Here is a 25,002-nt window from a genome sequence, read left to right on the forward strand (position 1 = left end):
GACATTTGGGTCTGGACGCCTGACCTTTATTCCCGATAGGGTTGCCCGAAAGACCAAAGGGAGGACGACATGGCAACCGGAACCAACATTCGCACCTATTTCGAAGGCGCCTGGCACAACGCAGATCTTCCGGTGATGCGCGCCGCCGATCACGGATCATGGCTGGGGACGACCGTGTTCGATGGCGCACGCTATTTCGAGGGCATCGCACCCGACCTGATGGCCCATTGCGAGCGGGTCAACCGCTCTGCCAGCGCCCTTATGATCACGCCGACGGTCAGCGCCGCGGATATGTTCGCCATCGTCTGGGAGGGTTTGCGCGCCTACCCCAAGACATCCGCCGTCTACATCCGGCCGATGTACTGGGCGCTGGAGGGTGACGAACTGGGCATCGTACCCCGCCCCGGGCAGACCGGATTCGCCATATGTCTGGAGGAAATCCCGATGGCCCCCGCAACCAGCGCCACGACGCTGACCACCACGCGGTTCCGGCGTCCGGTCATGGAAGATGCGGTGGTCAACGCCAAGGCCGGCTGTCTTTATCCCAACAACGCCCGCATGTTGACAGAGGCGCGATCCAAAGGCTTCGGCAATGCGCTGGTCGCGGATGCGCTGGGGAATGTCGCGGAAACAGCGACAGCCAATGCGTTCATGATCAAGGATGGAGAGGTCTTTACCCCGGTTCCGAACGGAACCTTTCTGGCCGGGATCACCCGCGCCCGACATATTGCCAATCTGGCGGCAGATGGCATCAAGGTGTATGAGACGGTCCTGAGCTTTGACGATTTCAGGGCAGCGGACGAGGTATTCCTGTCCGGGAACATGATGAAGGTAACAGCCGTCAAGGAATTCGACGGCACGATCTATCAACAAGGCCCGATGACCCGCCGCATTCGAGAGCTGTACTGGGATTGGGCCCATAGCGCAGCCTGACCTTTTGGCCTGCGCGGGAGCAGTTGCGCGAACCTTCCGCCTGCGCCATGATGAGCGCCGGATAACCGGAGATCCCCGATGCGTAAGTTCCTAGTGGTTCTGGATGACAGCCGCGAATGCCTGAATGCGATGCGCTTTGCTGCTATGCGCGCCTCGAACACCGGGGGCGGCGTTGCAATTCTGGCCGTGATCCCGCCGGACGAGTTCAACCACTGGATCGGCGTCGGCGACATCATGCGCGAAGAGGCCCGTGAACGGATCGAGGCCCATTTCGAGGTCTTCGCGAAATGGATGCGCGACAAGCAGGGCGTCGATCCGGAACTGGTGATCCGCGAAGGCGATGCGGTACCCGAGATCATCGCGCAGATCACGGACGATCAGGAGATCGGCGTTCTGGTTCTGGGGGCGGGGATCGGCAACAAGGGCCCCGGCCCGCTGGTGACACAACTGACCAAGAACGCCGGTACGTTGCCAATTCCGATTACAATTGTGCCTGGAGAGATGTCAAAAGAACGCCTGGAGGCGATCACCTGAGCCAAAGGACACGCCTGTGGCGCGATTCCTTTTTCTCCGGCGCTGACGCGCCGTCGGGTTTTGCGCTACGCGCGTGAGTATTTATCACCGAGAAGAATGATACATGAGTGTGCGGGATAAGGCCAACGGCCCGTTTAGAACCGTTCCAAACCTTGACACGCGGGGCTGTCAGGACCATATCGGAACGGCAAACGGAGGCGCGTCATGTTTATCCAAACTGAATCCACACCAAACCCAGCGACCCTGAAATTTTTGCCCGGACAGACCGTTCTGGATGCTGGCACAGCCGACTTTCCAAGTGCGGATGCAGCAGTATCATCGCCTTTGGCGGCGCGGATTTTCAAGGTGGACGGCGTTGCGGCTGTGTTCTTCGGCAATGACTTTGTTACCGTCACCAAGGACGAAGCGACAGAGTGGGACCATATCAAACCCGCACTGCTTGGCGCGATCATGGAACATTACCAGTCGGGCAACCCTGTAATCGAAGGCGAGGCGAAAGCCTCTGGTCATGCGGATCATGACGGGCCCGACAGTGCAATTGTCAGCCAGATCAAGGAACTTCTGGATACGCGCGTCCGCCCTGCCGTGGCGCAGGACGGCGGCGACATCACGTTCCACGGCTTTGACCGCGGCATCGTCTATCTGCATATGCAGGGAGCATGCGCGGGCTGTCCTTCGTCCACTCTGACGCTGAAAATGGGAATCGAGAACCTGCTGCGGCATTACATCCCCGAGGTGATCGAGGTGCGGCCCGTTGCCGCCTGAAACCTATGTTCTGGGCTTTGACACATCGGCCGCGCATTGCGCGGCCGCTTTGTTGAAGGACGGCAGTCTGGTTGCGTCCTGCGTCGAAGAGATGTCCAAGGGGCAGGCCGAACGTCTTATGCCCCTGCTTGAGGACGTGTTGGCCGACGCAGGTATCGGCTGGGCGGATCTTGCCGCGATTGGCGTTGGGACGGGCCCCGGCAATTTCACCGGCATCCGCATTTCGGTGTCTGCCGCGCGCGGGCTTGCGCTTTCGCTTGGGGTGCCTGCGGTCGGCGTCTCTGTGTTCGACGCGCTTGCCCTGGATTTGCCGCAGCCGGTCATGGCGTCCGTCGATGCGCGCCGTGGGCAGGTCTATGCCCAACGGATCGGCGGGGCCGGGGTATCTGCCCCCGAAACCGCTCTGACCAGCGCGTTTCAGGGCCAGCCCCCTGCCACCTGCGTCGGCCATGACAGTGCGGCCCTTGCGACCGCGATCGGCGGGACCGGTGTGCCGCCCTTGTTTCCACTGGCCGAGGCGATTGCGCGCCTTGCCCACCTTCGGTTTGCCACGGAAACGAAACGCCCCGCGCCGTTGTATATCCGCGACGCGGATGCGGCACCGCCCCGAGACCCAGCCCCCGTTCTTCTGCCATGACAGAGGCGCTTTGCGCCGCGCGCATGGCCGCGCTTCATGCGCTTTGTTTTGAGACCCCGCGCCCATGGTCAAAGACGGAATTCGCGTCGCTTTTGACGGGGCCGGGTGTTTTCACCGTCGGGGACGAGCACGCGCTTGCAATGGGGCGCGAAGTGGCGGGCGAAGTGGAGCTTTTGACACTGGCGGTTCACCCTGCGGCCCGCGGCAAAGGGTTGGGTCGCATCACCCTTGACGCCTTTGAAAGGGTTGCGATGACACTGGGTGCCGACACTGCCTTTCTGGAAGTTGCGGCGAACAACCCTGTGGCCATTTCGCTTTATACCAGCGCCGGTTACCGCGAATCCGGTCGGCGGCGGGGCTATTACCTTCCGGCGTCCGGCGTGGCGATTGATGCACTGGTGCTGAAGAAGCTTTTGAAAGCAACCTGACTTTACGTCATTCTGCCATTCCTTGGGCAGAACCGCCAAGTTCGAACATAAGGCGACAAATTCCTATTGACCCTGTTGGGGTGCTGCGGCCTTATTTGGCGATGATCGTTTCATGATCTGCTTGCTTACGGGATGATGTGCGCAAAAGGCGGACGCCCCTAACACCGAACGGGAGAAACTTTATGACCCTGATGCAGAAACTACTGGGCGCTGCCGCAACCCTTGCGCTGTCCGCAACATGTGCCATGGCAGAGCCTGGCCTGATCATTGATCTGGGTGGAAAATTCGACAAATCCTTTAACGAGGCCGCGTTCAACGGCGCAAAGCGTTGGGTCGAAGAGACCGGCGGCACCTATAAGGAGACCGAGCTTCAGTCAGAAGCGCAGCGCGAGCAGTCGATGCGCCGGATGGCCGAAAGCGGCGCGAACCCCGTTGTTGTTCTGGGCTTCATGAACGCCTCGACGCTAGAGCAGGTCGCCCCGGATTACCCCGACACAAAGTTCACCATCGTTGATATGGTCGTTGACCAGCCGAACGTGCAGTCGGTCGTATTCTCTGAACACGAGGGGTCTTTCCTAGTCGGCATGATCGCCGGCATGGCGTCGAAGACTGGCACGGTCGGCTTTATCGGCGGCATGGATGTTCCGCTGATCCGTAAGTTCGCTTGCGGCTATGTGCAGGGCGTCAAGGCTGCCAACCCCGATGCCAAGGTCATCCAGAACATGACGGGCACAACGCCCGAGGCCTGGAATGACCCTGTGAAGGGCGGCGAGTTGACCAAAGCGCAGATCAGCCAGGGCGCCGATGTGGTTTATGCAGCAGCCGGCGGCACCGGCGTGGGTGTTTTGCAGGCGGCGGCCGATGCGGGCATCTATTCGGTCGGCGTGGATAGCAACCAGAACTTCATGCACCCCGGTTCGGTTCTGACCTCGATGATGAAACGTGTGGACAATGCCGTTTACACCGCCTTCAAGACCGGCCTCGACGGGTCGTTCCAGACCGGCATCCAGGTCATGGACCTGAAATCCGAAGGCGTCGGCTATGCGGTTGACGAGTTCAACAAGGATCTGATCACCCCGGAAATCACAACCGCTGTCGAAGCTGCAAAAGCCAGCATCATTTCGGGCGAGACGGTTGTTCACGACTATATGTCGGACGATTCCTGCCCGGTCATGTAAGGGCACAGGAAATGGGGACCAACCCTGAAACGGGGCGGCAGGCAACTGCCGCCCCAGCCATAGAGCTTCGCGGTATTTCGAAGGCCTTCGGGGCCGTGCAGGCGAACAAGGACATCTCGATGTCGGTCGCCCGCGGAACCATCCATGGCATCGTTGGTGAAAACGGCGCCGGAAAATCGACGTTGATGTCGATCCTTTACGGGTTTTACAAAGCCGACGCAGGCGAGATTTACATCAGCGGCCAGAAGACCGCGATCCCCGACAGTCAGGCGGCGATCCGCGCGGGCATCGGGATGGTGCACCAGCACTTCAAACTGGTCGAGAATTTTACGGTTCTGGAAAACGTCGTTCTGGGGGCCGAAGACGGGGCGTTTCTGCGCCCGTCCCTTGCCAAGGCGCGAAAGTTGCTGGCGCAATTGGCCGAGGAATACGAACTGGAAGTCGATCCAGATGCGCTGATCGAGGATCTGGGCGTTGGGCACCAGCAGCGCGTTGAAATCCTGAAGGCGCTGTACCGTCAGGCCGACATATTGATTCTGGACGAACCCACCGGCGTTCTGACCCCCGCCGAGGCGGACCACCTGTTCCGCATCCTGCGCAACCTGCGGGCCGAGGGGAAAACCATCGTCCTGATCACCCATAAACTGCGCGAGATCATGGATGTGACGGATACCGTCAGCGTCATGCGGCGCGGAGAGATGACCGCGACGGTGAAAACCGCCGATACCTCTCCCGCCAATCTGGCAGAACTGATGGTGGGGCGCAAAGTCTTGCTGCGTGTTGAAAAAACCACAGCCACGCCCGGCGCTGTGGTGCTGGACGTCGAGAACCTGCGCGTCATCGACGACAAGAAGGTCGAGCGCCTGAAGGGCATATCGCTTCGGGTGCGGGCCGGTGAAATCCTTGGCATCGCAGGGGTTGCGGGCAATGGTCAGTCCGACCTGCTGGAGGTTCTGGGCGGCATTTCCGACGGCACCGGCATCGTGCGGATCAACGGTCAGGAAATCGACATCTCGGGCAAGCATTCGGACGCCCGAACGCGCCGCGCCCGTGGCATCGCCCATGTGCCGGAGGACCGTCAGCACCTTGGTCTGATCATGGATTTCAGCGCCTGGGAAAACGTCGCCTTCGGCTATCACGATGATCCCGCCTATCAGAAGAACGCGCTGGTCATGGACAATACCGCAATCCGCGCGGATACGGTCGGCAAGATGGAACGCTTCGATGTGCGACCGCCTGACCCGCGTCTTGCGGCCAAGAATTTCTCGGGGGGAAACCAGCAAAAGATCGTTCTGGCACGCGAGATAGAGCGCAACCCGGACCTGTTGCTGATCGGCCAGCCGACGCGCGGCGTCGACATCGGCGCGATCGAATTCATCCACCAACAAATTGTCGCGCTGCGCGATCAGGGCAAGGCGATCCTTTTGGTCAGTGTCGAGCTGGAAGAGATCCTGTCGCTGTCAGACCGCATCGCCGTGATGTTCGACGGGCACCTGATGGGCGAACGCCTACCGTCGGAAACGGACGAAAAAGAACTGGGCCTGATGATGGCCGGCATGAGCGGAAAGGCCACCTGACATGGATAAAATGCCGAAGTGGGCCGATATCCTGCTGATCCCGCTGATCAACCTGTTTCTGGCGCTTGCGGTCTCGGGGCTTGTGGTTCTGTATATCGGGGAAAATCCGATCACGGCCATGGGCATCATGCTGAAGGGGGCCATGGGGTCCAGCTATGGCTGGGGCTATACACTGTATTACGCCACCAACTTTATCTTCACCGGGCTTGCGGTTTCGGTCGCCTTTCACGCGCGGCTTTTCAACATCGGCGGCGAGGGGCAGGCTTATATCGGCGGCCTTGGCGTGGCGCTGGTTTGCTTGTCGGTCGATTGGCCGCATTGGACCCTGGCGCTGCCTGCCGCCATCGCGGGCGGAGCGCTGTTCGGCGCGGCGTGGGCCGCGATCCCCGCCTATCTACAGGCGCGGCGCGGCAGCCATATCGTGATCACCACGATCATGTTCAACTTTATCGCGTCGGCAATCATGGTCTATCTGCTGGTCGAGGTGCTGAAGGTGCGCGGCAGCATGTCACCTGAAACCGCACGGTTTCCCAGCGGGGCCTTTTTGCCATCGGCCTATGATATGTTCGGCTGGATCGGCATTCCCTTCGCCAAATCCGCGCCCCTGAACATCGCATTCTTTCTGGCGATCCTGTGTTGCTACCTTGTGTGGGTGCTGATCTGGCGCACGCGCCTTGGCTATGCCATCCGCGCCTATGGCCATTCCGAGGATGCCGCGGTTTACGCCGGCATCTCGCCGTTCAAAATCACCATGATCGCGATGCTGATTTCTGGTGCGCTGTCCGGCCTGATGGGCATCAATGCAGTGATGGGAGAAGCAGAGCGCCTGGTCCTGAACAACGTGCAGGGGGCGGGGTTTGTCGGCATCGCCGTGGCGCTGATGGGCCGCTCGCATCCCTTCGGGGTGTTCCTTGCCGCGCTGTTGTTCGGCGTTCTGTATCAGGGCGGCGCAGAGCTGGAATTCGAGATGCCAGCCGTCAGCCGCGAGATGATCCTGGTCATTCAGGCGCTGGTGATCCTGTTCACGGGCGCATTGGACAATATGGTGCGGTTGCCGGTTGAAAAGATGTTCCTGAAACTGCGAAAAGGGGCCGCGTGATGGATTTTCTGACGCTGATCCAGATCCTTGACGCCACCTTGCGCGCCTCGACCCCGATCCTGCTGGCCTGTCTTGCCGGGCTTTTTTCCGAACGCGCCGGTATTTTCGACATCGGGCTAGAGGGCAAGATGCTGGCTGCGGCGTTCTTTTCTGCCGCCTTTGCCGCGCTCTACGGCAATGTCTGGATCGGCCTTCTGGCGGGCATCGCCGCGTCCATGGCGCTGGCGCTGATCCACGGCATCGCGTCGATCACATTCCGGGGCAATCAGCTGATTTCCGGCGTGGCGATCAATTTTCTGGCGGCGGGTCTGACCGTTTTGATCGGGGACACATGGTTCAATCTGGGGGGGCGCACGCCACAGCTTGACGGGCCCGCGCGGTTCCAAAGCGTCACCCTGCCCTTTGCCGATGCGTTGCAGGGCGTGCCGGTTTTCGGGCCGTTCTATGCCGATGTCCTGTCGGGCCACACGGTCCTTGTCTATGTCGGTCTTATGGCGGTGCCAGTCACCTGGTATGTCTTGTTTCGCACCCGGTTCGGCCTGCGCCTGCGCGCTGTGGGTGAAAACCCGGCGGCGGTTGATACGGCAGGAATTTCCGTTATCCGCCTGCGCTACTCTGCCGTGATCATCGCGGGGCTTTTATGCGGGATCGCAGGCGCTTATCTGTCCACCGGACTTGCCGCCGGTTTCGTAAAAGAGATGACCGCAGGCCGCGGGTTCATCGCGCTTGCCGCGTTGATCTTTGCCAAATGGCGGCCGTGGTATGCGCTGTCCGCCTGTCTTTTGTTCGGCCTGCTGGATGCCCTTGGCAACCGGTTCCAGACCCTTTCGATTGGCGGCTTCATCATCCCAAACCAGTTCATGCAGGCGCTGCCCTATATCCTGACTGTCGTTATCCTTGCCGGATTTGTCGGCAAGGCCATCCCCCCCCGCGCCGGAGGCCAACCCTATGTCAAAGAACGCTAAGACCCTTGGCGACCGGATTCGTGCTAAGGCGGGCGATGCACCTGTGCGGCTTGGCCTGATCCTTGGTTCCGGTCTGAGTCATCTGACAGAGGCGGTTGACGGCGTGTCCATCGACTATGCCGACCTTGACGGGTTTCCGCATTCCGGCGTGTCGGGCCACAACCCCAAACTGGTGATCGGTATGCTGGAAGGGGTGCGCGTTGCCGTATTCGGCGGGCGGGCGCATTACTACGAAAGCGGGCGCGGCGACGCGATGCGCCTTCCGCTGGAGGTGCTGAAAGAGCTTGGCGCCGACAGCCTGATCGTGACCAATGCCGCCGGCTCCATGCGCAGCGACATTCCACCGGGCGAACTGATGCTTTTGTCAGACCATATCAACTTTTCCGGGCTTAACCCGCTGATCGGCGAACCCACCGATGCGCGGTTTGTGCCCATGACCGCGGCCCACGACCCGATGATCCGCGCCGCACTGAAAAAGGCCGCAAGGGCGGTTGGCGTCACGTTGAATGACGGCGTATATGCGTGGTATTCCGGCCCCTCGTTCGAAACCCCTGCGGAAATTCGCGCCATACGCATTCTGGGTGCCGATGCGGTCGGCATGTCCACCGTACCCGAGATCATTCTGGCACGGTTCCTTGGGCTGAGGGTCGCGGCCATATCCGCGATCACCAATATGGCGGCGGGAATGAGCGATGAAAACATCAGCCACGAACACACAAAGGCCATGGCCCCGATCGGCGCGGAAAAGCTTGAAAAGACGCTGAGGCAGTATTTACGTGATCTAGACTAGTTATTTGCGCCAATCGGTCTGGACGTTTCCCTGCGAAGTATCGCACTGTTGGTCCATGAGACCCCCCGCAGAGTCTCCCGCAGAGTCTTCTGTAAAGGTGACAAAACCCATTCGTGCCGTAGGCCAGCAATGCAAATTTATCTGCCCATAGCCGAAGTCTCTGTAAACGCATTCCTTTTGTTGGGATTGGGCGGAATAGTTGGCGTGCTGTCGGGTATGTTCGGCGTCGGCGGCGGGTTTCTGATGACGCCGCTGTTGTTCTTTATCGGCATCCCGCCGGCCGTGGCTGTGGCCACCGGGGCGACGCAGATCGTTGCCTCGTCGTTTTCCGGCGTGCTGGCCCATTTCAAACGCAGAACGGTCGATCTTCGGATGGGGCTGGTGCTTTTGGGGGGTGGTCTGGTCGGGGCGGCCCTGGGGGTGCAACTGTTCAACGCGCTTCGCAAAATCGGGCAGGTCGACCTGTTGGTTACGCTGTTCTACGTCGTGTTTCTGGGGGGCATCGGCGCGCTGATGCTCGTCGAAAGCGTGAATGCCCTGCGCAAGGCGAAACGCGGCGGCCCGACAAAACCGCGCCGATCTCGCAACCTTGTGCATACGATGCCGCTCAAGATGCGGTTCCGGATTTCGGGCCTTTATATCTCTGTCATCCCGCCGCTGCTGATCGGCCTTCTGGTCGGTGTGCTGGCCGCAATCATGGGCGTGGGCGGCGGGTTCATCATGGTGCCCGCGATGATCTACCTTCTGGGGATGCCCACCAAGGTGGTTATTGGCACCTCGTTGTTCCAGATCATCTTTGTCACGGCCTTCACAACGCTGCTGCATGCCACAACCAACTTTACCGTCGATCTGCCGCTGGCACTGTTCCTGCTGATCGGCGGGGTGGTAGGTGCGCAAATCGGGACGCGGCTTGCCAGCAAGATGAAAGCCGAACAACTGCGCATCCTTCTGGCCCTGCTTGTGCTTGCGGTCTGTTTCAAGCTGGCGCTGGATCTGCTGATCGAACCCGCAGAACTTTATTCCATCGGGAAGGTCGCGACCCTATGATCCGGCTTGTCGTCTTTCTATTGCTAGCCGCCCTGCCCCTCCGGGCGGAACAGGTCGTGGCAAGCCTTAGCCAGGATCGCGTGTCGATCAACGCGAATTTCGATGGTTCGGAAATTCTGGTCTTTGGGGCCGTAAAACGGGAAATGCCGATCCCCGCAGGCTCTCCGCTAGAGGTGATCATCACCCTGTCCGGCCCGCATCAGGCCGTGACAATGCGCCGTAAATCGCGGGTGGCCGGGATCTGGGTGAATACCGATTCAGTCGAGATCGACGCAGCCCCCGGCTTTTACTCTGTGTCAACCACCGCGCCCCTTGCGCAGGTCCTTAGCAACACCGAGGATTTGCGCTATAAGATCAGCATCCCCCGTGCGATCAGATCCGTGGGCGCGCCCGAAACAATTGCCAATGCGGAAACCTTCACAGATGCGCTGATCCGGGTGCGCAAGGCGTCCAGCCTGTATCAGCTGAATGAAAGCGCTGTTCTGCTGAAGGACGAGACCCTGTTTCAGACAAGCGTGATCCTACCTGCGAACCTGATCGAGGGCGATTATACCACCCGTATCTACCTGACGCGCGACGGTGCCGTCGTGAATGCCTATTCGACAGTGATCGGCGTGCACAAGGTCGGGCTGGAACGCTGGCTCTACCGACTTGCCCATGATCACGCGCTGCCTTACGGGCTTTTGTCGCTTGCAATCGCCATAGGCGCGGGCTGGGGGGCCTCTGCGATTTTCCGCTATATCAAAGGATAATCCCGCGACACTCCATGAACGGCGGGGGGCAGGTGCGGTGGGCGTCCTATTCCGCCGCGATCCCGGCACTGTCTACCAGCGCCACAATGTCATGCATGATACGGTTAAGCTCGAAATCCTTCGGCGTATAGACACGGGCAACGCCCATCGCGCGCAGCCGGGTGGCATCGTCTTCGGGGATGATCCCGCCGACAACCACGGGAATCTCGCCCATGCCCGCATCGCGCATCCGCTCCATCAATTCGGCGATCAGCGGGATGTGGCTGCCTGACAGGATCGACAGGCCGACCACATGGGCACGGTCCTTCTTCGCGGCGTTCACGATTTCCTCGGGCGTCAGGCGGATGCCATCATAGGTGATATCCATGCCGCAATCCCGCGCACGCGCCGCGATTTGTTCCGCACCGTTGGAATGGCCATCAAGCCCCGGTTTGCCGACAAGAAATTTTAACGGGCGGCCCAATCTGGCGGCCAGCGCCGAGACCTCGGCCCGGATCTCGTCCAGCCCTTCGGTGCGGTTCGACGGGTTCTTGGACACGCCCGTGGGGGCACGGTATTGACCAAAGACCTCGCGCACGACATTGCCCCATTCGCCCGTGGTGGCCCCCGCCTTTGCCGCAGCGATAGAGGCGGGCATGATATTCGCGCCCGATTTCGCCGCCGCCCTCAAGCTGTGAAGCGCGGATGCCACGGCGGCGTTATCGCGCGCGGCGCGCCATGCGGTCAGCCGGTCGATCTGGTCTTGTTCCGCGTCCTTGTCGGCGACCATGATTGATCCGTCACCAGAGGTCAGCGGGCTTTCTGCCGCCTCCATCCAGCGGTTCACGCCGACAACTGTGGTTTCGCGGGTTTCGATCTTGCCGATGCGGCGTGCGTTGCTTTCGACCAGACGAGATTTCATGTATTCGATCGCGGCCACGGCGCCGCCCATCCCGTCAATCGTCGCCAGTTCCTCTCTTGCGCCTTTCTTCAGCGCCTCGACCTTGCGGTCGATCGCGGGGTTCCCGTCGAACAGGTCGTCGTATTCCAGAAGGTCGGTTTCATAGGCAAGGATCTGTTGCATCCTCAGCGACCATTGCTGGTCCCATGGGCGCGGCAGGCCAAGCGCCTCGTTCCAGGCGGGCAGTTGCACGGCGCGGGCGCGGGCGTTTTTCGACAGGGTGACGGCCAGCATCTCGATCAGGATACGGTAGACGTTGTTCTCCGGTTGCTGTTCGGTCAGACCAAGGCTGTTGACCTGCACACCATAGCGGAACCGGCGGTATTTGGCGTCCTCGACCCCGTAACGGTCGCGGCAGATTTCATCCCAAAGATCGACAAAAGCGCGCATTTTGCACAGCTCTGTCACAAAGCGGATGCCGGCGTTCACAAAGAACGAGATCCGCCCGACCATCTCGGGGAAGTTTTTGGCGGGCACTTTGCCCTTCAGGTCGTCCAGAACGGCGGTGGCCGTCGCAAGCGCAAAGGCCAACTCTTCCTCGGGCGTCGCGCCGGCCTCTTGCAGGTGGTAGGAACAGATGTTCATCGGGTTCCATTTGGGCAGGTGTTCGCGGGTATAAGCGGCAACGTCGGTGATCATCCGCAGACTGGGCGCGGGCGGGCAGACGTAGGTGCCGCGCGACAGATACTCTTTGATGATGTCGTTCTGAACGGTGCCGTTCAGGGCGCCGATGTCTGCCCCCTGTTCCTCTGCTGCGGCGATATAAAGCGACAAAAGCCAAGGTGCCGTTGCGTTGATCGTCATCGAGGTGTTCATCTTTTCCAACGGGATATCGTCGAACAGCGCCCGCATATCGCCCAGATGTGCGACCGGCACACCGACCTTGCCAACCTCGCCCCGCGCCAGAATATGGTCGCTGTCATACCCCGTTTGCGTCGGCAGATCGAAGGCAACAGACAGGCCGGTCTGTCCCTTGGACAGGTTGTTGCGATAGAGCGCGTTTGACGCTTTGGCGGTGGAATGGCCCGCATAGGTCCGGAACAACCAGGGTTTGTCTTTGTGTGTCTCGGTCATAGCGGGCTCCGTCGGCGGGTAAGAATGTTTCGTTGAGTGATTTATTTGCGCAAGAAGATAATAGACAGAGTTTCTGCACTGCGGCAAGATCCTGCGATGGGCTTTGCTATATTTTAGCATCGCTCGCCCCCGAAATTCATCCCGGAACCCGCCCCGGCCTTTGCCGGATTTACCGCAGGGATTTTTCCTGCAAAGGTCCGGTATGTTCAGAACGGTCGAACTTCCTTTGTGGCTTCTGGTTGTGGTGCTTGGCTTTGCCGCCGTCACAGCGATGAGCCATTTTCTGTTCCCTTCGGTCCGCTGGTTCTTTCGCCGTCGGATGCAACGGGCCGTTGACCGGCTGAACCACAGGCTTCAGCTTCAGATCAAACCATTCAACCTTGCCCGCCGGTCCGACACGATCAACCGTCTGGTCTATGACCCCAAGGTGATGGAGGCCGTGGTAGAGCACGCCAGAACCGAAGGTGTGCCGGAAAATGTGGCCTTTGAAATGGCCGAACGCTATGCCCGCGAAATCGTGCCCTCGTTCAGTGCCTCGGTATATTTCGGCTTTGCCATTCGCGCCGCAAAGGTCCTAAGCCGGTCCTTGTATCGCGTCCGATTGGGGCAATACGACGAGGCCGCGCTAGAGGCGATCGACCGGGATGCGACCGTGATCTTTGTGATGAACCACCGCAGCAATATGGATTACATTCTGGTCACCTATCTGGTGGCCGAACGGTCTGCCCTGTCCTTTGCCGTTGGGGAATGGGCGCGCATCTGGCCCTTGCAACAATTGATCCGCGCCATGGGCGGCTATTTCATCCGCCGCAAATCGCGCAGCGTTCTGTATCGGCGCGTCCTGGCGCGATATGTGCAGATGGCGACCGACGCAGGCGTGACGCAGGCGATCTTTCCCGAAGGTGGCCTTAGCCTTGATGGCCGCGTCGGCGCGCCTAAGCTGGGATTGCTCAGCTATATCCTGACGGGGTTTCGCATGGACGGGCCGCGTGACGTGGTCTTTGTGCCCGTGGCCCTGAACTATGACAAAGTGTTCGAAGATCAGGTGCTGACCGATGCCGCGACCAAGGGCTACCGCCAGTTCCGGTTCCGTCCGGTCAACGCGCTGCTGGTTCTGGCCAAGCAGATATGGCTGCGGCTGCGCGGGCGTTTTGTGCGGTTCGGCTATGCCTCGGTCAGTTTCGGAACACCTTTGTCGCTGCGCGACTATCTCGGCTCAGCGGGCGAAGACGCGACAGAGGCATTGGGCGAAACCCTGATGTCCCGCGTGCGCGACGTGGTGCCGGTTCTTCCGGTTCCGCTGGTCGCCTTCACCTTGCTTCAGGAACAAACGCCAATCACCCATAGCGCGCTTGTCGCGGCCTGCGACAGCGTGGTTCAGCGGGCAAAAGCGCGCGACGCCCATGTGTATCTGCCGCGCGACAACATCGACGATGCGGCCCGGTTCGGGCTTCAGGCGCTGCTGCGGCGCAATCTGGTGACGGCAGAGGGCGACCTTTATGCGCCGACCGGAACAGGGCTGCACCTTTTGCGGTATTACGCCAATTCGGTAGAGCATCTATTGGTTGCGGATGCAGCAATTTCCACCGCGAAGCCCCAATTATCGAAATCCTTAACGCAATAAAATTTCAAAAATAAGATGTCTGGGGTTGCAATGTTACTTTCACACCTCTAAATCTCCGGTAAATGCGCTGAAAACTTTGATTCTGCGCTGCGGCATGGTTTGATTTGAAGGACACTGAAAATGGCTCTGGATACCAAAGCGGAGAGTGCGATGTATGAGGCACCGATGAAAGACCTGTACGAAGTCGGCGAGATCCCTCCGCTGGGCCATGTGCCCAAGCAGATGTATGCCTGGACCATTCGCCGTGAACGGCATGGCGAGCCTGACAAGGCGTTTCAGGTCGAGGTGGTCGATGTTCCGTCGCTGGACAGCACCGAAGTGCTGGTCATGGTGATGGCGGCGGGCGTGAATTATAACGGCGTCTGGGCCGGGCTGGGCGTGCCGATCAGCCCGTTCGACAGCCATGGTGCCCCTTACCACATCGCAGGATCCGACGCGTCCGGTATCGTTTGGGCCGTTGGCGACAAGGTCAAGCGCTGGAAGGTGGGCGACGAGGTCGTGATCCATTGCAATCAGGATGACGGCGACGACGAAGAATGCAACGGCGGCGACCCGATGTTCTCTCCGTCGCAGCGGATCTGGGGCTATGAGACGCCCGATGGATCATTCGCGCAGTTCACCAACGTCCAGTCACAGCAGTTGATGAAGCGCCCGCCACATCTGACATGGGAGGAAAGCGCCTGCTACACGCTGACGCTTGCCACGGCCTACCGGATGTTGTTCGGTCACCGCCCCCATGTGTTGAAACCCGGCGATAACGTGCTGGTCTGGGGCGCGTCCGGCGGTCTTGGCTCCTATGCGATCCAGCTGATCAACACGGCCGGGGCCAATGCGATCGGCGTCATATCCGAAGAGGACAAGCGCGAGTTTGTTATGTCTTTGGGAGCCAAGGGCGTCATCAACCGCAAGGATTTCAATTGCTGGGGTCAGATGCCTACGGTGAACACGCCCGAATACAAGGACTGGTTCAACGAAACCCGCAAGTTCGGCAAGGCGATCTGGGACATCACCGGCAAGGGCAATAACGTGGATATGGTGTTCGAACACCCCGGCGAGGCAACGTTCCCGGTGTCGGTCTTTGTGGTCAAACGCGGCGGCATGGTGGTGATCTGCGCAGGGACGACCGGCTACAACCTGACGTTCGACGTGCGTTACCTTTGGATGCACCAAAAGCGCGTGCAGGGCAGCCATTTTGCCAACCTGAAACAGGCGAGCGCGGCGAACAATCTGATGCTGGAACGGCGTCTTGATCCCTGTATGTCCGAGGTGTTTCCGTGGTCCGACATTCCCGGCGCACACATGAAAATGCTGCGGAACGAGCATAAGCCGGGCAATATGGCCGTGCTGGTGCAATCGCCGCGCACAGGGCTGCGGACCTTCGAGGATGCCGTCGAGGGGCTTTGATCTCTTCCTAAATTGTTTACGAAATTGAAACGGCCGCTTGCGATATTGATACAATATCGCGGCGGCCGTTTTCTATTTGCGCCAATTCGTTTAATAACAATAGGTTAGATTGCCATCTATCCGCTATTTTTGGGGAATTGTTATTCGCGAGTATTTTGGAGGAAGTTAATCGTGCTAAGGTTGTATTAACACTTCATTAACCAATCTGAACGAGATTTAGAGATGAGAAATGACTGGATTATCGACGTTCTTGCCGACTTGAAATGTTTTGCCCACGCCAACGGACTTCCGGCGCTGGCGGAACAACTCGACGATGCCATTTTGGTGGCGGCATCGGAACTGGCGTTGATAGATGGGGGGACGCGTGACGGGAAGTTCTACCTCGAACAAAGAACTGGCGACATTCATAGAGCGTATGCAGCAGGCAAAAACGCTTGATAATCTCCAGACTGAGATTGTCGCACTGCGCGACATGTTCGAGGTCGAACATCTTGTCTACCACTCGGTCAACAGCACGGGCCAGCAATACGCCGCCTTGACCTATAGCGCCGATTGGGTCGATCGTTACATGGATCAGGATTATGCCCGCGTCGACCCCGTGGTTCTGGGCTGCTACCAGCGGTTTCACCCCGTCGACTGGAAGCGGCTTGACTGGTCGTCGAAACCGGCCAAGGCATTTCTGGGCGAGGCGATTGATGCCGGTGTCGGCAATCAGGGCTACTCGGTTCCGATCCGGGGGCCAAACGGCCAGTTTGCCCTGTTTTCCGTCAGTCACCGCTGCGGCGACGATGAATGGGCGCGGTATGCGGAACACCGCGTGCGCGATCTGATCCTTGTTGCGCATTTCGTGAACCAGAAGGCGCTAGAGATCGAGCGCGGCACCGACACCACCCGCCACCGAAGCCTGTCGCCCCGCGAAACAGATGCGCTGACGCTTCTGGCGATGGGCTATAGCCGGGCACAGGCCGCCGAAAGCCTGTCGATCTCGGAACATACGTTGCGGGTCTATATCGAAAGCGCACGGTTCAAACTTGGCGCACTGAACACGACCCACGCCGTGGCGCAGGCGCTTGCAGGCGGGCTGCTTGTTCTGTGACGTGCCCGCCCAAACCGTTGCCGGAACTTTATGTAAGCGCCCGCTAGAGGCCCCTTAACCCCGATCCGCTAGTCCGGCTGCCAGATGTCTGGCAGGGGAACAGTTATGATCCGGTATCTTTACGGGTGCGATTTGCACCAATTTCCGCAGTTGCGCGACACCATGTTCCGGGACCGCGCTGACCAGTTTCACACCCGCCTTGGCTGGCAGGTGCAGGTCGATGCCGCCGGGTTCGAGCAGGATGAATACGACGCGCTGAACCCGCTTTATGTGATCTGGCAGCGGCCCGACGGGCGGCACGGCGGGTCAATGCGGTTCTTGCCGACAACGGGGCCCTGCATGGTCAATGACCATTTCGGGCATCTGACCGGCGGCACACCGATAACCGATGCCCGCATCTGGGAAACCACCCGCTTTTGCCTGTCGCGCGACGCCGGCCCGCGCACGGCGGCGGCATTGATGCTGGGCGGGGCAGAGCTGGGCCAATGGTTCGGGCTGCGCCAATCGGTCGGTGTGTTCGACGCGCGGATGGTGCGGATTTACGGACGCCTGAGATGGCAGCCGACGGTGATCGGCCAGACGGGCAATGGCCGCGCACAGATCAGCGCGGGATTGTGGGGCCACTCTGCCAACCTGCGCGACCGGATGGCGCGGCAGGCGGGAATTTCGCCCGAGGTCTCGGCCCTTTGGTGCCTTCGGGCCTTTGGCGCACACAGGCAGGTGAAAAGAAGCGCCTGAACGCTCTGGCCCCCGCATTCCGCCCGCTGTAGTGTCGCCGCATGACCGTTCCCGCCCTACAGTTCTCCGAAGATCAGGCCGATGCCTTTGACCGCGTAACCGAAGCGTTGCGGGCTGCGGGCATTGATCTGGACGATAGTGTCCTGACCCCGATGGGCGACGGCAACCAAAGCACGCTGGCGGTGATCGGCAAGGCCGGGTCCGGCAAAACCATGCTGCTTGCCCGCCTGTATCAGGCGCTTGAACAGGCCGGCGTCGAGGTGGTGTCCGGCGACTATGAGGGGAAAAAGCGCAAGGACAAGCGCACGCTGGCCATTCTTGCCCCGACGAACAAGGCCGCAAGCGTTCTGCGCAACCAAAAGGTGCCCGCTACGACGATTCACCGCATACTGTATACCCCCGTCTACGACCCTGAATTCGAGAAGATAGCCGAATGGCTGGCCGGCAACGGCGACCGCCCCGTGATCGAGGGGCTGACCGACGTGGCGCTGGACCGCGCATTTGCCTTTTTCCAGTTGAACAAATCAATGCCCGGCGCGATGGCCGCCGCAGGTCTTAAGGGTTCCGATTTTATTCTGGGTTGGAAACGGCGCGACGATCCGCTGGATATCGGCTTCGTCGACGAGGCCTCGATGCTGGATGAAAAGCAGTTCGAGGATCTGAAGGAGATCTTCCCGACGCTGGTGATTTTCGGCGATCCCGCACAGCTTGCCCCGGTGGGTCTGGCGGGCGAGATGGTGTTTGAACGCTTGCCCAAGGCGCGCAAGCTGATCCTGTCGCGCATCCACCGTCAGGCGCAGGACAACCCCATTCTGGACCTCGCGCATGCGCTGGCCGATCCCGACCTCGGATTCGAAGATTTCGAGCGGATGATCGAAGACGCCGCGCGCCGCGATGACCGGGTGATTGTGGCGCAACAGGTCAAGGCTGACCTGATGGCGCGATCCCCGGTGCTGGTCTGGCGCAATGCGACGCGCATCCGCCTGATACAGGCGTTCCGCGCGGCCTATGGCGCCCCCGCGGATGCCTTGCTGGAGGGCGAGCCGCTGATTTGCGACGGCATCGAATTGCCCGCGAAACACCGCAAGAAACGTATTGATCTAGAGGCGCGCGGCCTGATCAAGGGCGCGCAGGTCGTCTACCTCGGGCCCGGTCGCAAGCCGGGATTTTCGCGCCTGCACGTCATGGGCGCCGAAGACCCGCAGGTCAGCGCCGCCTCGATCGTGAAAATCGAAATGCCCGACGAGGAAGAGCCGTTCATTCCCTTCGCCGCCCGCATGGGCGCCGCCTTTCTGCACGGCGCGGCCGTGACCATCCACAAGGCGCAGGGCAGCCAATGGCCCGATGTGCAGGTCTTTGCCCCCGATCTGTTCGCCGCCGCGCGCATGGGCCGGTCAGAGGCGGGCCAGCCGCTGTGGAAACGCCTTGCCTATGTGGCGATCACGCGGGCCGAAACGCGGCTGCACTGGGTGGTGCGCAACCGTCTGGCACGTCCCACGGGGCCGCTTGTGGTCGATGATCTCAAGGGCGCACCGGCACGGTTGGAACTGACATCAGAGGGTATGTTCGAATGAGCAAAAGCATAATTGTCACCGGCGCAAGCTCGGGTATCGGCGCGGCGACGGCGCGACTGTTTCTGGACGCGGGCTGGACCGTCGGCCTGATTGCACGCCGCAAAGACCCCCTGAACGCAATCGCCGAAGGCTATCCCCGCGCCGTGGTCCTACCCGCCGATGTCACCGACGAGGCGGCAGTGGATGCCGCGTTTCAAATGTTCGCCGCGCGGGCCGGACGGCTGGACGTCCTGTTCAACAACGCGGGAATGTTCGGCCCCGCCGGAACAATCGACACAATCTCCGTCGATGATTTCCGCCGGGTCGTCGACGTCAACCTGACCGGCATGTTCATCGCCGCGCGCGCCGCGTTCAGGGCGATGCGCACCCAGTCGCCGCAGGGAGGCCGCATTATAAACAACGGCTCCATTTCCGCCCACACCCCGCGCGAAGGCTCGGTTTGTTACACCGCCACCAAACACGCGGTAACGGGCCTGACCAAAACCATCGCCCTAGACGGACGCCCCTTTGACATCGCCTGTGGCCAGATCGACATCGGCAACGCGCGCACAGACCTGCTCGACGGGCTGATCACCCGCGCCATGGCCGAAAATCCCGGCGCCCCCCTGCCCGATACAATGGACGTGTCGCAGGCGGCAGAGGCGGTGCTGCATATGGCAAACCTGCCGCTCGGCACCAATATCCTGAACATGACGATCATGGCGACAAAAATGCCGTTCGTCGGGCGCGGCTGATCACCGCCCCTGGCCCTCTCTCTGCCCCTAGTCATTCTTCTCGGTCAAAATACTCCCGCGCGAAGCGCGTCCGCCCTGTGCACGGGAAATTCCCTTGATATACTTCGCCACGGACGCAGCAGACAGGGACCATCCATATGACCATCCACATCGGCGCAGCCCCCGGCGACATTGCCGAAACGGTTTTGTTACCGGGCGATCCATACCGGGCGAAATGGGCGGCAGAAACATTCCTCGATACCCCGAAACTGGTCAACAACGTGCGCGGCATGCTGGGGTTTACCGGCACATGGCGCGGGCATCCGGTCACGTTTCAGGGCTCTGGCATGGGCATGCCCAGCCTGTCGATCTACGTCAACGAATTGATCCGTGACTATGGCGCCCAAACCCTGATCCGTATCGGTTCGGCCGGCGCCATGCAGCCCCATGTAAACCTGCGCGATGTGATCCTCGCGATCAGCGCCTCGACGGTTTCAACGCCCTCCGCCAGCATATTCAAGGACCTGAACTACGCCCCGACAGCCGACTGGTCGCTGCTGCATGCGGCCTTTACCGCAGCGACGGCATTGGGCACGACAACCCATGTCGGACAGATTTTCTCCTCTGACACATTCTACGATGAACGCCCGGATCTGACCGAACAATTGACGCGCCACGGGGTTCTGGCCGTCGAGATGGAAGCGGCCGAACTTTACACCCTCGCGGCGCGCTATGGCCGGCGGGCGCTTGCGGTTCTCACCATCAGCGATCACCTGATCACTCACGAGGCCCTACCCTCCAGCCAGCGCGAGCAAAGCTTTGGCGAGATGGTCGAAATCGCACTGGAGGCAGCCTTTGCTTGAACGTCCCCTCGGCCAGTCCGGCCCCCGAACCTCCGCCCTCGGCCTTGGCTGCATGAGCTTCGCCGGGGTTTACGGCGCCACGACCCAGACCCAGTCCCATCGCTGTCTGGATGCCGCCCTTGATCTCGGAATCACCTTCCTCGACACGGCAGACCGCTACGGACAGGGCCTGTCCGAGGAGGTCATCGGCAACTACATCAAGACCCGCAAGACCGCGTTCACAATCGCCACCAAAGGCGGGCTGGTGTCGCAGCCAACGCGGCACATCAGCAATCACCCCGCCTACCTGCAAGACGCATTGGACGCGTCATTGAAACGGCTGGGGGTGGATCACGTCGCGCTCTACTATGTTCATCGTCGCGACCATTCCATCCCCATCGAAGAAGTCGCAGGGGCCATGGGCCGGTTCGTCGAGCAAGGCAAAATCGGCGGGATCGGCTTTTCCGAAATTTCACCGGCCTCACTGCGCCGCGCCCACACGGTGCACCGGGTCGCTGCCGTGCAAAGCGAATACTCGCTCTGGACCCGCCAACCGGATCTTGGCCTGATCGACGCCTGCGCCGAAATCGGGGCCGCCTTTGTCGCGTTCTCGCCACTCGGGCGCGGCGTCTTCGGCAAAATCTTCCCCGATCGCGCCGACTTTCCCGCAGGTGACATCCGAACCAATCAACCGCGGTTTCTTGACCCGAACTATCAAGCCAACAAACAGATGATCGCGCCTTTCAAAACATTTGCGCAGGATCGCGGCTGGTCGCCCGCCGCCACTGCAATTGCATGGACGCTGGACCGCGCGCCGCATGTCTTCAGCATTCCGGGCACCCGGTCAGCCACCCATCTGGCAGAACTGGCCGAAGCCGCGACCATCCTGTTCACAGAGGCCGATTGCGCTGCGATCAATCGCATTCTGCCTGCCGGTTTTGCCGATGGCGACCGATATGCTGATACCCAGTACGAAGGCGTCGAGCGCTATTGCTAACGCCACACCGCGCAATGGGCACAGGCGGGAGACGCCGATGACCGTGAAGTGAGAAGACGCGCCAGTCCCGTTCAGGGGCTGGCGTTCTTATTGTGACTTGCGCAGACAGACGCGCGGCGTCTTTCCCTTTGGCAGCGTCACTCTTGCCCCGCAAAAGGCGCAGGAAAAGCGGCCCTCGTCGCCCGTGCTGCGATCCTGGCGCCAGCGACAGTCGCGGGTCAGCGTGCTGCCGCGGCGGTTGATCCACAGATAGGCCAGAACACCGGCCAGCAACAGCAACAGAAGTACCGGCATGGCTGTGACCTCTCCTTTGGGTCGGAACAAAAAAGACCCCGAAACCGATCGGGGCCTTTCAAAGATCTTACGGGCGACCGGCGCTTAGACCCTACGCTCGACCATCATTTGTTTGATCGACGAAATTGCCTTGGCGGGGTTCAGCCCTTTGGGGCAGGTTTTCGCGCAGTTCATGATGGTGTGGCAGCGATACAGCTTGAACGGGTCTTCCAGTTCGTCCAGACGCTCTCCCGTTGCTTCGTCGCGGCTGTCGATGATCCAGCGGTAGGCGTGAAGCAGCGCGGCGGGACCAAGATAGCGGTCGCCGTTCCACCAGTAACTTGGGCAGGACGTCGAGCAGCAGGCGCACATGACGCATTCGTACAAGCCATCCAGCTTTTCACGATCCTCGACCGACTGGCGCCACTCTTTTGCGGGACGGTTGGTCTTTGTTTCCAGCCACGGCATGATCGACGCGTGCTGGGCATAGAAATGCGTCAGATCGGGGATCAGATCCTTGATCACCGGCATATGCGGCAGCGGGTAGATTTTGACGTCGCCCTTGACCTCGTCCATGCCATAGATACAGGCCAGCGTGTTGATCCCGTCGATGTTCATCGCGCAAGAGCCACAGATGCCCTCGCGGCAGGAGCGGCGGAAGGTCAGCGTCGGATCAATTTCGTTCTTGATCTTGATCAACGCGTCCAGAACCATCGGGCCGCATTTATCCATATCGACGAAATAGCTATCGACCTGCGGAGTCTTTCCATCATCCGGGTTCCAGCGGTAAATCTGGAACTTGCGCACATTGGTCGCGCCTTCGGGTTTGGGCCAGGTCTTGCCCGTGGTGATCTTGGAATTCTTAGGCAGCGTAAACTGAACCATTTCGCCTCTCCTACAACGTCAGGAACGGGGCAAGCCCGTTTGTTGCGATACATTGGATGGTTTCGGGGCGCTTCGCGATGCCCAGAACCGTGTCATAAGTGTCAGGCTGAACCCCGATCGCAGCCGCGCGGGCCAGCGTCAGGATCTCACCCGAGGTGGCATTGTCGATGACGCAATCGGTCATCGGCTCTGTCGGAACCCCGGGCAACCTTTGTGCCAGTATCGGGTTCACCACCGATTTCGCAGCCCTGCGCGACACGTCATCCACCAGATCGGTCTGCATGCAGGCCGACAAGGACAAGACGGCCGTCACAGCAAGGACGATGCGCATCAGTAAACCCGCTTTTTCGGGGCGATCTTTTTCATGTCGATGCCGCCAAGCTCTTCTGTGCTGAGCGGATCAAGATGAACGGGACGCGACCCCAGCCGGACCTTCGTGTCGTCCACATAAGCCAGCGAGTGTTTGCGCCAGACCTTGTCGTCGCGATCGGGGTAGTCCTCGTGCGCATGGGCGCCGCGGCTTTCCTTGCGGGCCTCTGCGGCAACGATGGTGGCCAAGGCGTTGGGCATCAGGTTGGTCAGTTCCAGCGTTTCCATCAGGTCGCTGTTCCAGACAAGGCTACGGTCCGTGACCTTGATGTCATGCATCTTGGCGGCGACGTTTTCCATTTTGGCAACGCCTTCGGCCAGCGTCTTGTCGGTGCGGAACACGGCGGCGTCGGCCTGCATCGTCTTTTGCATTTCCATCCGCAGCTCTGCGGTCGGGATGCCGCCCTTGGCATGGCGCAGGGTGTCAAAGCGGTCGAACGCCTTGTCGACAGAGGCCTTGTTCAGCACGGGGTTGGGGGCGTCGGGGTCAACGACCTTACCCGCCTTGATCGCGGCCGCACGGCCAAACACCACAAGGTCGATCAACGAGTTGGACCCAAGACGGTTCGCGCCGTGCACCGATGCACAGCCCGCCTCGCCCACGGCCATCAGGCCCTCGACGACCCGATCCGGCGCGCCCTCGGTCGGGTTCAGCACCTCGCCCCAATAGTTCGTCGGAATGCCGCCCATGTTATAGTGCACGGTCGGGATCACGGGGATCGGCTCTTTGGTCAGGTCCACGCCGGCAAAGATCCGCGCGCTTTCGGAAATACCGGGCAGGCGCAGGTTCAGCGTTTCGGGCGGCAGATGCGACAGGTTCAGGTGGATATGGTCGCCATCCGGCCCCACACCACGGCCTTCGCGGATTTCCATCGTCATGCAGCGCGACACCACATCGCGGCTGGCAAGGTCTTTGTAGGTCGGCGCATAGCGCTCCATGAAACGCTCGCCCTGCGAGTTGGTCAGATAACCGCCCTCGCCCCGCGCGCCTTCGGTGATCAGACAGCCCGCGCCGTAAATGCCGGTCGGGTGGAACTGCACGAATTCCATATCCTGAAGCGGCAGACCCTGACGCGCAACCATGCCGCCACCGTCGCCCGTGCAGGTGTGGGCAGAGGTCGCGCTGAAATAGGCGCGGCCATAACCGCCCGTGGCCAGCACGACCATCTTGGCGTTGAACACATGCATGGTGCCATCGTCCAGCTTCCACGCCACAACGCCCTGACACTTGCCGTCTTCGGACATGATCAGATCGGTTGCGAAATACTCGATGTAGAACTCGGCGTTGTTTTTCAACGACTGGCCATACAACGTGTGCAAAATGGCGTGACCCGTCCGGTCAGCCGCCGCGCAGGTGCGTTGCACGGGCGGGCCTTCGCCGAATTCGGTCGTGTGGCCGCCAAAGGGACGCTGGTAGATCTTGCCATCTTCGGTGCGGGAAAACGGCACGCCGTAATGCTCCAGCTCGTAGACGGCCTTGGGGGCCTCGCGCGCCAGATATTCCATCGCGTCGGTGTCGCCCAACCAGTCAGAGCCCTTGACGGTGTCATACATATGCCACTGCCAATGGTCCGGCCCCATATTCCCCAGCGAGGCGGCAATGCCGCCCTGTGCGGCAACCGTATGGCTGCGCGTCGGAAAAACCTTGGTCACGCAGGCGGTGCGCAGGCCCTGTTCGGCCATACCCAGTGTCGCCCGCAGGCCGGCGCCACCGGCACCGACAACAACAACGTCGTATTCATGTGTTTCGTATTCGTAGGCAGCCATC

General features: G+C 60.6%; 26 protein-coding genes. 21 read left to right on the top strand and 5 right to left on the bottom strand.

Going from position 1 to position 25,002, the window contains the following annotated elements:
* Positions 1-69: 69 nt before the first annotated feature.
* From ACEN2R_RS01035 to ACEN2R_RS01090, 12 genes are all read left to right on the top strand, one after another.
* Positions 70-933, top strand: a complete 864-nt coding sequence (locus ACEN2R_RS01035) for a branched-chain amino acid aminotransferase (protein WP_442038321.1) — start codon at positions 70-72, stop codon at positions 931-933.
* 78 nt (positions 934-1,011) lie between these two features.
* On the top strand, positions 1,012-1,467 hold the full coding sequence (locus ACEN2R_RS01040; RefSeq protein WP_442038323.1) for a universal stress protein: 456 nt from the start codon (positions 1,012-1,014) through the stop codon (positions 1,465-1,467).
* A 204-nt stretch (positions 1,468-1,671) separates the two neighbouring features.
* Entirely contained in the window at positions 1,672-2,232 is a 561-nt protein-coding gene (locus ACEN2R_RS01045) for a NifU family protein (protein ID WP_442038324.1), read from the top strand.
* Entirely contained in the window at positions 2,222-2,869 is a 648-nt protein-coding gene (tsaB, locus tag ACEN2R_RS01050) for a tRNA (adenosine(37)-N6)-threonylcarbamoyltransferase complex dimerization subunit type 1 TsaB (protein ID WP_442038328.1), read from the top strand. The genes ACEN2R_RS01045 and tsaB overlap by 11 nt, the downstream gene beginning before the upstream one ends.
* Entirely contained in the window at positions 2,866-3,297 is a 432-nt protein-coding gene (locus tag ACEN2R_RS01055; protein ID WP_442038330.1) for a GNAT family N-acetyltransferase, read from the top strand. Before tsaB ends, ACEN2R_RS01055 begins: the two co-directional genes overlap by 4 nt.
* Before the next feature lie 182 nt (positions 3,298-3,479).
* The gene (locus ACEN2R_RS01060) at positions 3,480-4,475 is read left to right on the top strand and encodes a BMP family lipoprotein (protein WP_442038332.1); all 996 of its coding nucleotides are present in this window, start codon (positions 3,480-3,482) and stop codon (positions 4,473-4,475) included.
* 11 nt (positions 4,476-4,486) lie between these two features.
* Complete coding sequence (locus tag ACEN2R_RS01065; protein ID WP_442038334.1) at positions 4,487-6,052, top strand: ABC transporter ATP-binding protein; 1,566 nt, start codon at positions 4,487-4,489, stop codon at positions 6,050-6,052.
* Between the two features lies 1 nt (position 6,053).
* On the top strand, positions 6,054-7,151 hold the full coding sequence (locus ACEN2R_RS01070) for an ABC transporter permease (RefSeq protein ID WP_442038336.1): 1,098 nt from the start codon (positions 6,054-6,056) through the stop codon (positions 7,149-7,151).
* The gene (locus tag ACEN2R_RS01075; RefSeq protein WP_442038338.1) at positions 7,151-8,116 is read left to right on the top strand and encodes an ABC transporter permease; all 966 of its coding nucleotides are present in this window, start codon (positions 7,151-7,153) and stop codon (positions 8,114-8,116) included. The genes ACEN2R_RS01070 and ACEN2R_RS01075 overlap by 1 nt, the downstream gene beginning before the upstream one ends.
* Entirely contained in the window at positions 8,100-8,906 is an 807-nt protein-coding gene (locus ACEN2R_RS01080; RefSeq protein WP_442038340.1) for a purine-nucleoside phosphorylase, read from the top strand. The genes ACEN2R_RS01075 and ACEN2R_RS01080 overlap by 17 nt, the downstream gene beginning before the upstream one ends.
* A 129-nt stretch (positions 8,907-9,035) precedes the next feature.
* Positions 9,036-9,953 carry a sulfite exporter TauE/SafE family protein gene (locus ACEN2R_RS01085; RefSeq protein WP_442038342.1) on the top strand — a complete coding sequence of 306 codons (918 nt, stop codon included), beginning with the start codon at positions 9,036-9,038 and terminating at the stop codon, positions 9,951-9,953.
* Positions 9,950-10,705, top strand: coding sequence for a TIGR02186 family protein (locus ACEN2R_RS01090; RefSeq protein WP_442038344.1), 756 nt, complete (start codon positions 9,950-9,952; stop codon positions 10,703-10,705). Before ACEN2R_RS01085 ends, ACEN2R_RS01090 begins: the two co-directional genes overlap by 4 nt.
* Positions 10,706-10,751: 46 nt before the next feature.
* Here the strand turns inward: ACEN2R_RS01090 and ACEN2R_RS01095 are convergent, their stop codons facing one another.
* Positions 10,752-12,839 (bottom strand): methylmalonyl-CoA mutase family protein, encoded by a 2,088-nt coding sequence (locus tag ACEN2R_RS01095; RefSeq protein WP_442038346.1) that lies wholly within the window; start codon positions 12,837-12,839, stop codon positions 10,752-10,754.
* Positions 12,840-12,921: 82 nt separating this feature from the next.
* Here ACEN2R_RS01095 and ACEN2R_RS01100 point away from each other — a divergent pair, with 82 nt between their 5' ends.
* The 9 genes from ACEN2R_RS01100 (at position 12,922) to ACEN2R_RS01140 (ending at position 21,707) form a co-directional block, all read left to right on the top strand.
* Complete coding sequence (locus ACEN2R_RS01100; RefSeq protein WP_442038348.1) at positions 12,922-14,343, top strand: 1-acyl-sn-glycerol-3-phosphate acyltransferase; 1,422 nt, start codon at positions 12,922-12,924, stop codon at positions 14,341-14,343.
* 120 nt (positions 14,344-14,463) lie between these two features.
* A complete protein-coding gene (ccrA, locus tag ACEN2R_RS01105) occupies positions 14,464-15,747 on the top strand; it encodes a crotonyl-CoA carboxylase/reductase (RefSeq protein ID WP_442038350.1) in 1,284 nt (427 codons plus the stop codon).
* Between the two features lie 222 nt (positions 15,748-15,969).
* On the top strand, positions 15,970-16,185 hold the full coding sequence (locus ACEN2R_RS01110; RefSeq protein ID WP_442038352.1) for a hypothetical protein: 216 nt from the start codon (positions 15,970-15,972) through the stop codon (positions 16,183-16,185).
* A complete protein-coding gene (locus ACEN2R_RS01115; protein WP_442039455.1) occupies positions 16,163-16,843 on the top strand; it encodes a helix-turn-helix transcriptional regulator in 681 nt (226 codons plus the stop codon). Before ACEN2R_RS01110 ends, ACEN2R_RS01115 begins: the two co-directional genes overlap by 23 nt.
* Positions 16,844-16,948: 105 nt before the next feature.
* Entirely contained in the window at positions 16,949-17,581 is a 633-nt protein-coding gene (locus ACEN2R_RS01120; RefSeq protein WP_442038354.1) for an acyl-homoserine-lactone synthase, read from the top strand.
* Positions 17,582-17,622: 41 nt separating this feature from the next.
* Entirely contained in the window at positions 17,623-19,155 is a 1,533-nt protein-coding gene (locus ACEN2R_RS01125; protein WP_442038356.1) for an ATP-dependent DNA helicase, read from the top strand.
* Positions 19,152-19,889 (top strand): SDR family oxidoreductase, encoded by a 738-nt coding sequence (locus ACEN2R_RS01130; protein ID WP_442038358.1) that lies wholly within the window; start codon positions 19,152-19,154, stop codon positions 19,887-19,889. Before ACEN2R_RS01125 ends, ACEN2R_RS01130 begins: the two co-directional genes overlap by 4 nt.
* Before the next feature lie 137 nt (positions 19,890-20,026).
* Complete coding sequence (gene deoD / locus ACEN2R_RS01135; protein ID WP_442038360.1) at positions 20,027-20,731, top strand: purine-nucleoside phosphorylase; 705 nt, start codon at positions 20,027-20,029, stop codon at positions 20,729-20,731.
* The gene (locus tag ACEN2R_RS01140; protein ID WP_442038361.1) at positions 20,724-21,707 is read left to right on the top strand and encodes an aldo/keto reductase; all 984 of its coding nucleotides are present in this window, start codon (positions 20,724-20,726) and stop codon (positions 21,705-21,707) included. The genes deoD and ACEN2R_RS01140 overlap by 8 nt, the downstream gene beginning before the upstream one ends.
* Before the next feature lie 87 nt (positions 21,708-21,794).
* Here ACEN2R_RS01140 and ACEN2R_RS01145 read toward each other — a convergent pair whose 3' ends face one another.
* The 4 genes from ACEN2R_RS01145 to sdhA form a co-directional block, all read right to left on the bottom strand.
* Positions 21,795-22,001 (bottom strand): hypothetical protein, encoded by a 207-nt coding sequence (locus tag ACEN2R_RS01145; RefSeq protein WP_442038363.1) that lies wholly within the window; start codon positions 21,999-22,001, stop codon positions 21,795-21,797.
* A gap of 84 nt (positions 22,002-22,085) precedes the next feature.
* A complete protein-coding gene (locus ACEN2R_RS01150; RefSeq protein WP_442038365.1) occupies positions 22,086-22,865 on the bottom strand; it encodes a succinate dehydrogenase iron-sulfur subunit in 780 nt (259 codons plus the stop codon).
* A 10-nt stretch (positions 22,866-22,875) separates the two neighbouring features.
* Positions 22,876-23,196: a succinate dehydrogenase gene (locus ACEN2R_RS01155; protein ID WP_442038367.1), complete on the bottom strand. Its 321-nt coding sequence runs from the start codon at positions 23,194-23,196 to the stop codon at positions 22,876-22,878.
* A complete protein-coding gene (gene sdhA / locus ACEN2R_RS01160; RefSeq protein ID WP_442038368.1) occupies positions 23,196-25,001 on the bottom strand; it encodes a succinate dehydrogenase flavoprotein subunit in 1,806 nt (601 codons plus the stop codon). The genes ACEN2R_RS01155 and sdhA overlap by 1 nt, the downstream gene beginning before the upstream one ends.
* Between the last annotated feature and the right edge of the window lies 1 nt (position 25,002).

This window comes from Pseudogemmobacter sp. W21_MBD1_M6, assembly GCF_052119585.1.
Lineage (GTDB): Bacteria > Pseudomonadota > Alphaproteobacteria > Rhodobacterales > Rhodobacteraceae > JBGQOJ01.

Excerpts from the sequence above, each read along its gene's own strand:
- ACEN2R_RS01035 (WP_442038321.1), top strand. The coding sequence starts at position 70 with ATGGCAACCGGAACCAACATTCGCACCTATTTCGAAGGCGCCTGGCAC.
- ACEN2R_RS01040 (WP_442038323.1), top strand. The coding sequence starts at position 1,012 with ATGCGTAAGTTCCTAGTGGTTCTGGATGACAGCCGCGAATGCCTGAAT.
- ACEN2R_RS01045 (WP_442038324.1), top strand. The coding sequence starts at position 1,672 with ATGTTTATCCAAACTGAATCCACACCAAACCCAGCGACCCTGAAATTT.
- ACEN2R_RS01055 (WP_442038330.1), top strand. The coding sequence starts at position 2,866 with ATGACAGAGGCGCTTTGCGCCGCGCGCATGGCCGCGCTTCATGCGCTT.
- ACEN2R_RS01060 (WP_442038332.1), top strand. The coding sequence starts at position 3,480 with ATGACCCTGATGCAGAAACTACTGGGCGCTGCCGCAACCCTTGCGCTG.
- ACEN2R_RS01065 (WP_442038334.1), top strand. The coding sequence starts at position 4,487 with ATGGGGACCAACCCTGAAACGGGGCGGCAGGCAACTGCCGCCCCAGCC.
- ACEN2R_RS01070 (WP_442038336.1), top strand. The coding sequence starts at position 6,054 with ATGGATAAAATGCCGAAGTGGGCCGATATCCTGCTGATCCCGCTGATC.
- ACEN2R_RS01075 (WP_442038338.1), top strand. The coding sequence starts at position 7,151 with ATGGATTTTCTGACGCTGATCCAGATCCTTGACGCCACCTTGCGCGCC.
- ACEN2R_RS01080 (WP_442038340.1), top strand. The coding sequence starts at position 8,100 with ATGTCAAAGAACGCTAAGACCCTTGGCGACCGGATTCGTGCTAAGGCG.
- ACEN2R_RS01085 (WP_442038342.1), top strand. The coding sequence starts at position 9,036 with ATGCAAATTTATCTGCCCATAGCCGAAGTCTCTGTAAACGCATTCCTT.
- ACEN2R_RS01090 (WP_442038344.1), top strand. The coding sequence starts at position 9,950 with ATGATCCGGCTTGTCGTCTTTCTATTGCTAGCCGCCCTGCCCCTCCGG.
- ACEN2R_RS01095 (WP_442038346.1), bottom strand. The coding sequence starts at position 12,839 with ATGCTAAAATATAGCAAAGCCCATCGCAGGATCTTGCCGCAGTGCAGA.
- ACEN2R_RS01100 (WP_442038348.1), top strand. The coding sequence starts at position 12,922 with ATGTTCAGAACGGTCGAACTTCCTTTGTGGCTTCTGGTTGTGGTGCTT.
- ccrA (WP_442038350.1), top strand. The coding sequence starts at position 14,464 with ATGGCTCTGGATACCAAAGCGGAGAGTGCGATGTATGAGGCACCGATG.
- ACEN2R_RS01110 (WP_442038352.1), top strand. The coding sequence starts at position 15,970 with ATGAGAAATGACTGGATTATCGACGTTCTTGCCGACTTGAAATGTTTT.
- ACEN2R_RS01115 (WP_442039455.1), top strand. The coding sequence starts at position 16,163 with ATGCAGCAGGCAAAAACGCTTGATAATCTCCAGACTGAGATTGTCGCA.
- ACEN2R_RS01120 (WP_442038354.1), top strand. The coding sequence starts at position 16,949 with ATGATCCGGTATCTTTACGGGTGCGATTTGCACCAATTTCCGCAGTTG.
- ACEN2R_RS01125 (WP_442038356.1), top strand. The coding sequence starts at position 17,623 with ATGACCGTTCCCGCCCTACAGTTCTCCGAAGATCAGGCCGATGCCTTT.
- ACEN2R_RS01130 (WP_442038358.1), top strand. The coding sequence starts at position 19,152 with ATGAGCAAAAGCATAATTGTCACCGGCGCAAGCTCGGGTATCGGCGCG.
- deoD (WP_442038360.1), top strand. The coding sequence starts at position 20,027 with ATGACCATCCACATCGGCGCAGCCCCCGGCGACATTGCCGAAACGGTT.
- ACEN2R_RS01145 (WP_442038363.1), bottom strand. The coding sequence starts at position 22,001 with ATGCCGGTACTTCTGTTGCTGTTGCTGGCCGGTGTTCTGGCCTATCTG.
- ACEN2R_RS01150 (WP_442038365.1), bottom strand. The coding sequence starts at position 22,865 with ATGGTTCAGTTTACGCTGCCTAAGAATTCCAAGATCACCACGGGCAAG.
- ACEN2R_RS01155 (WP_442038367.1), bottom strand. The coding sequence starts at position 23,196 with ATGCGCATCGTCCTTGCTGTGACGGCCGTCTTGTCCTTGTCGGCCTGC.
- sdhA (WP_442038368.1), bottom strand. The coding sequence starts at position 25,001 with ATGGCTGCCTACGAATACGAAACACATGAATACGACGTTGTTGTTGTC.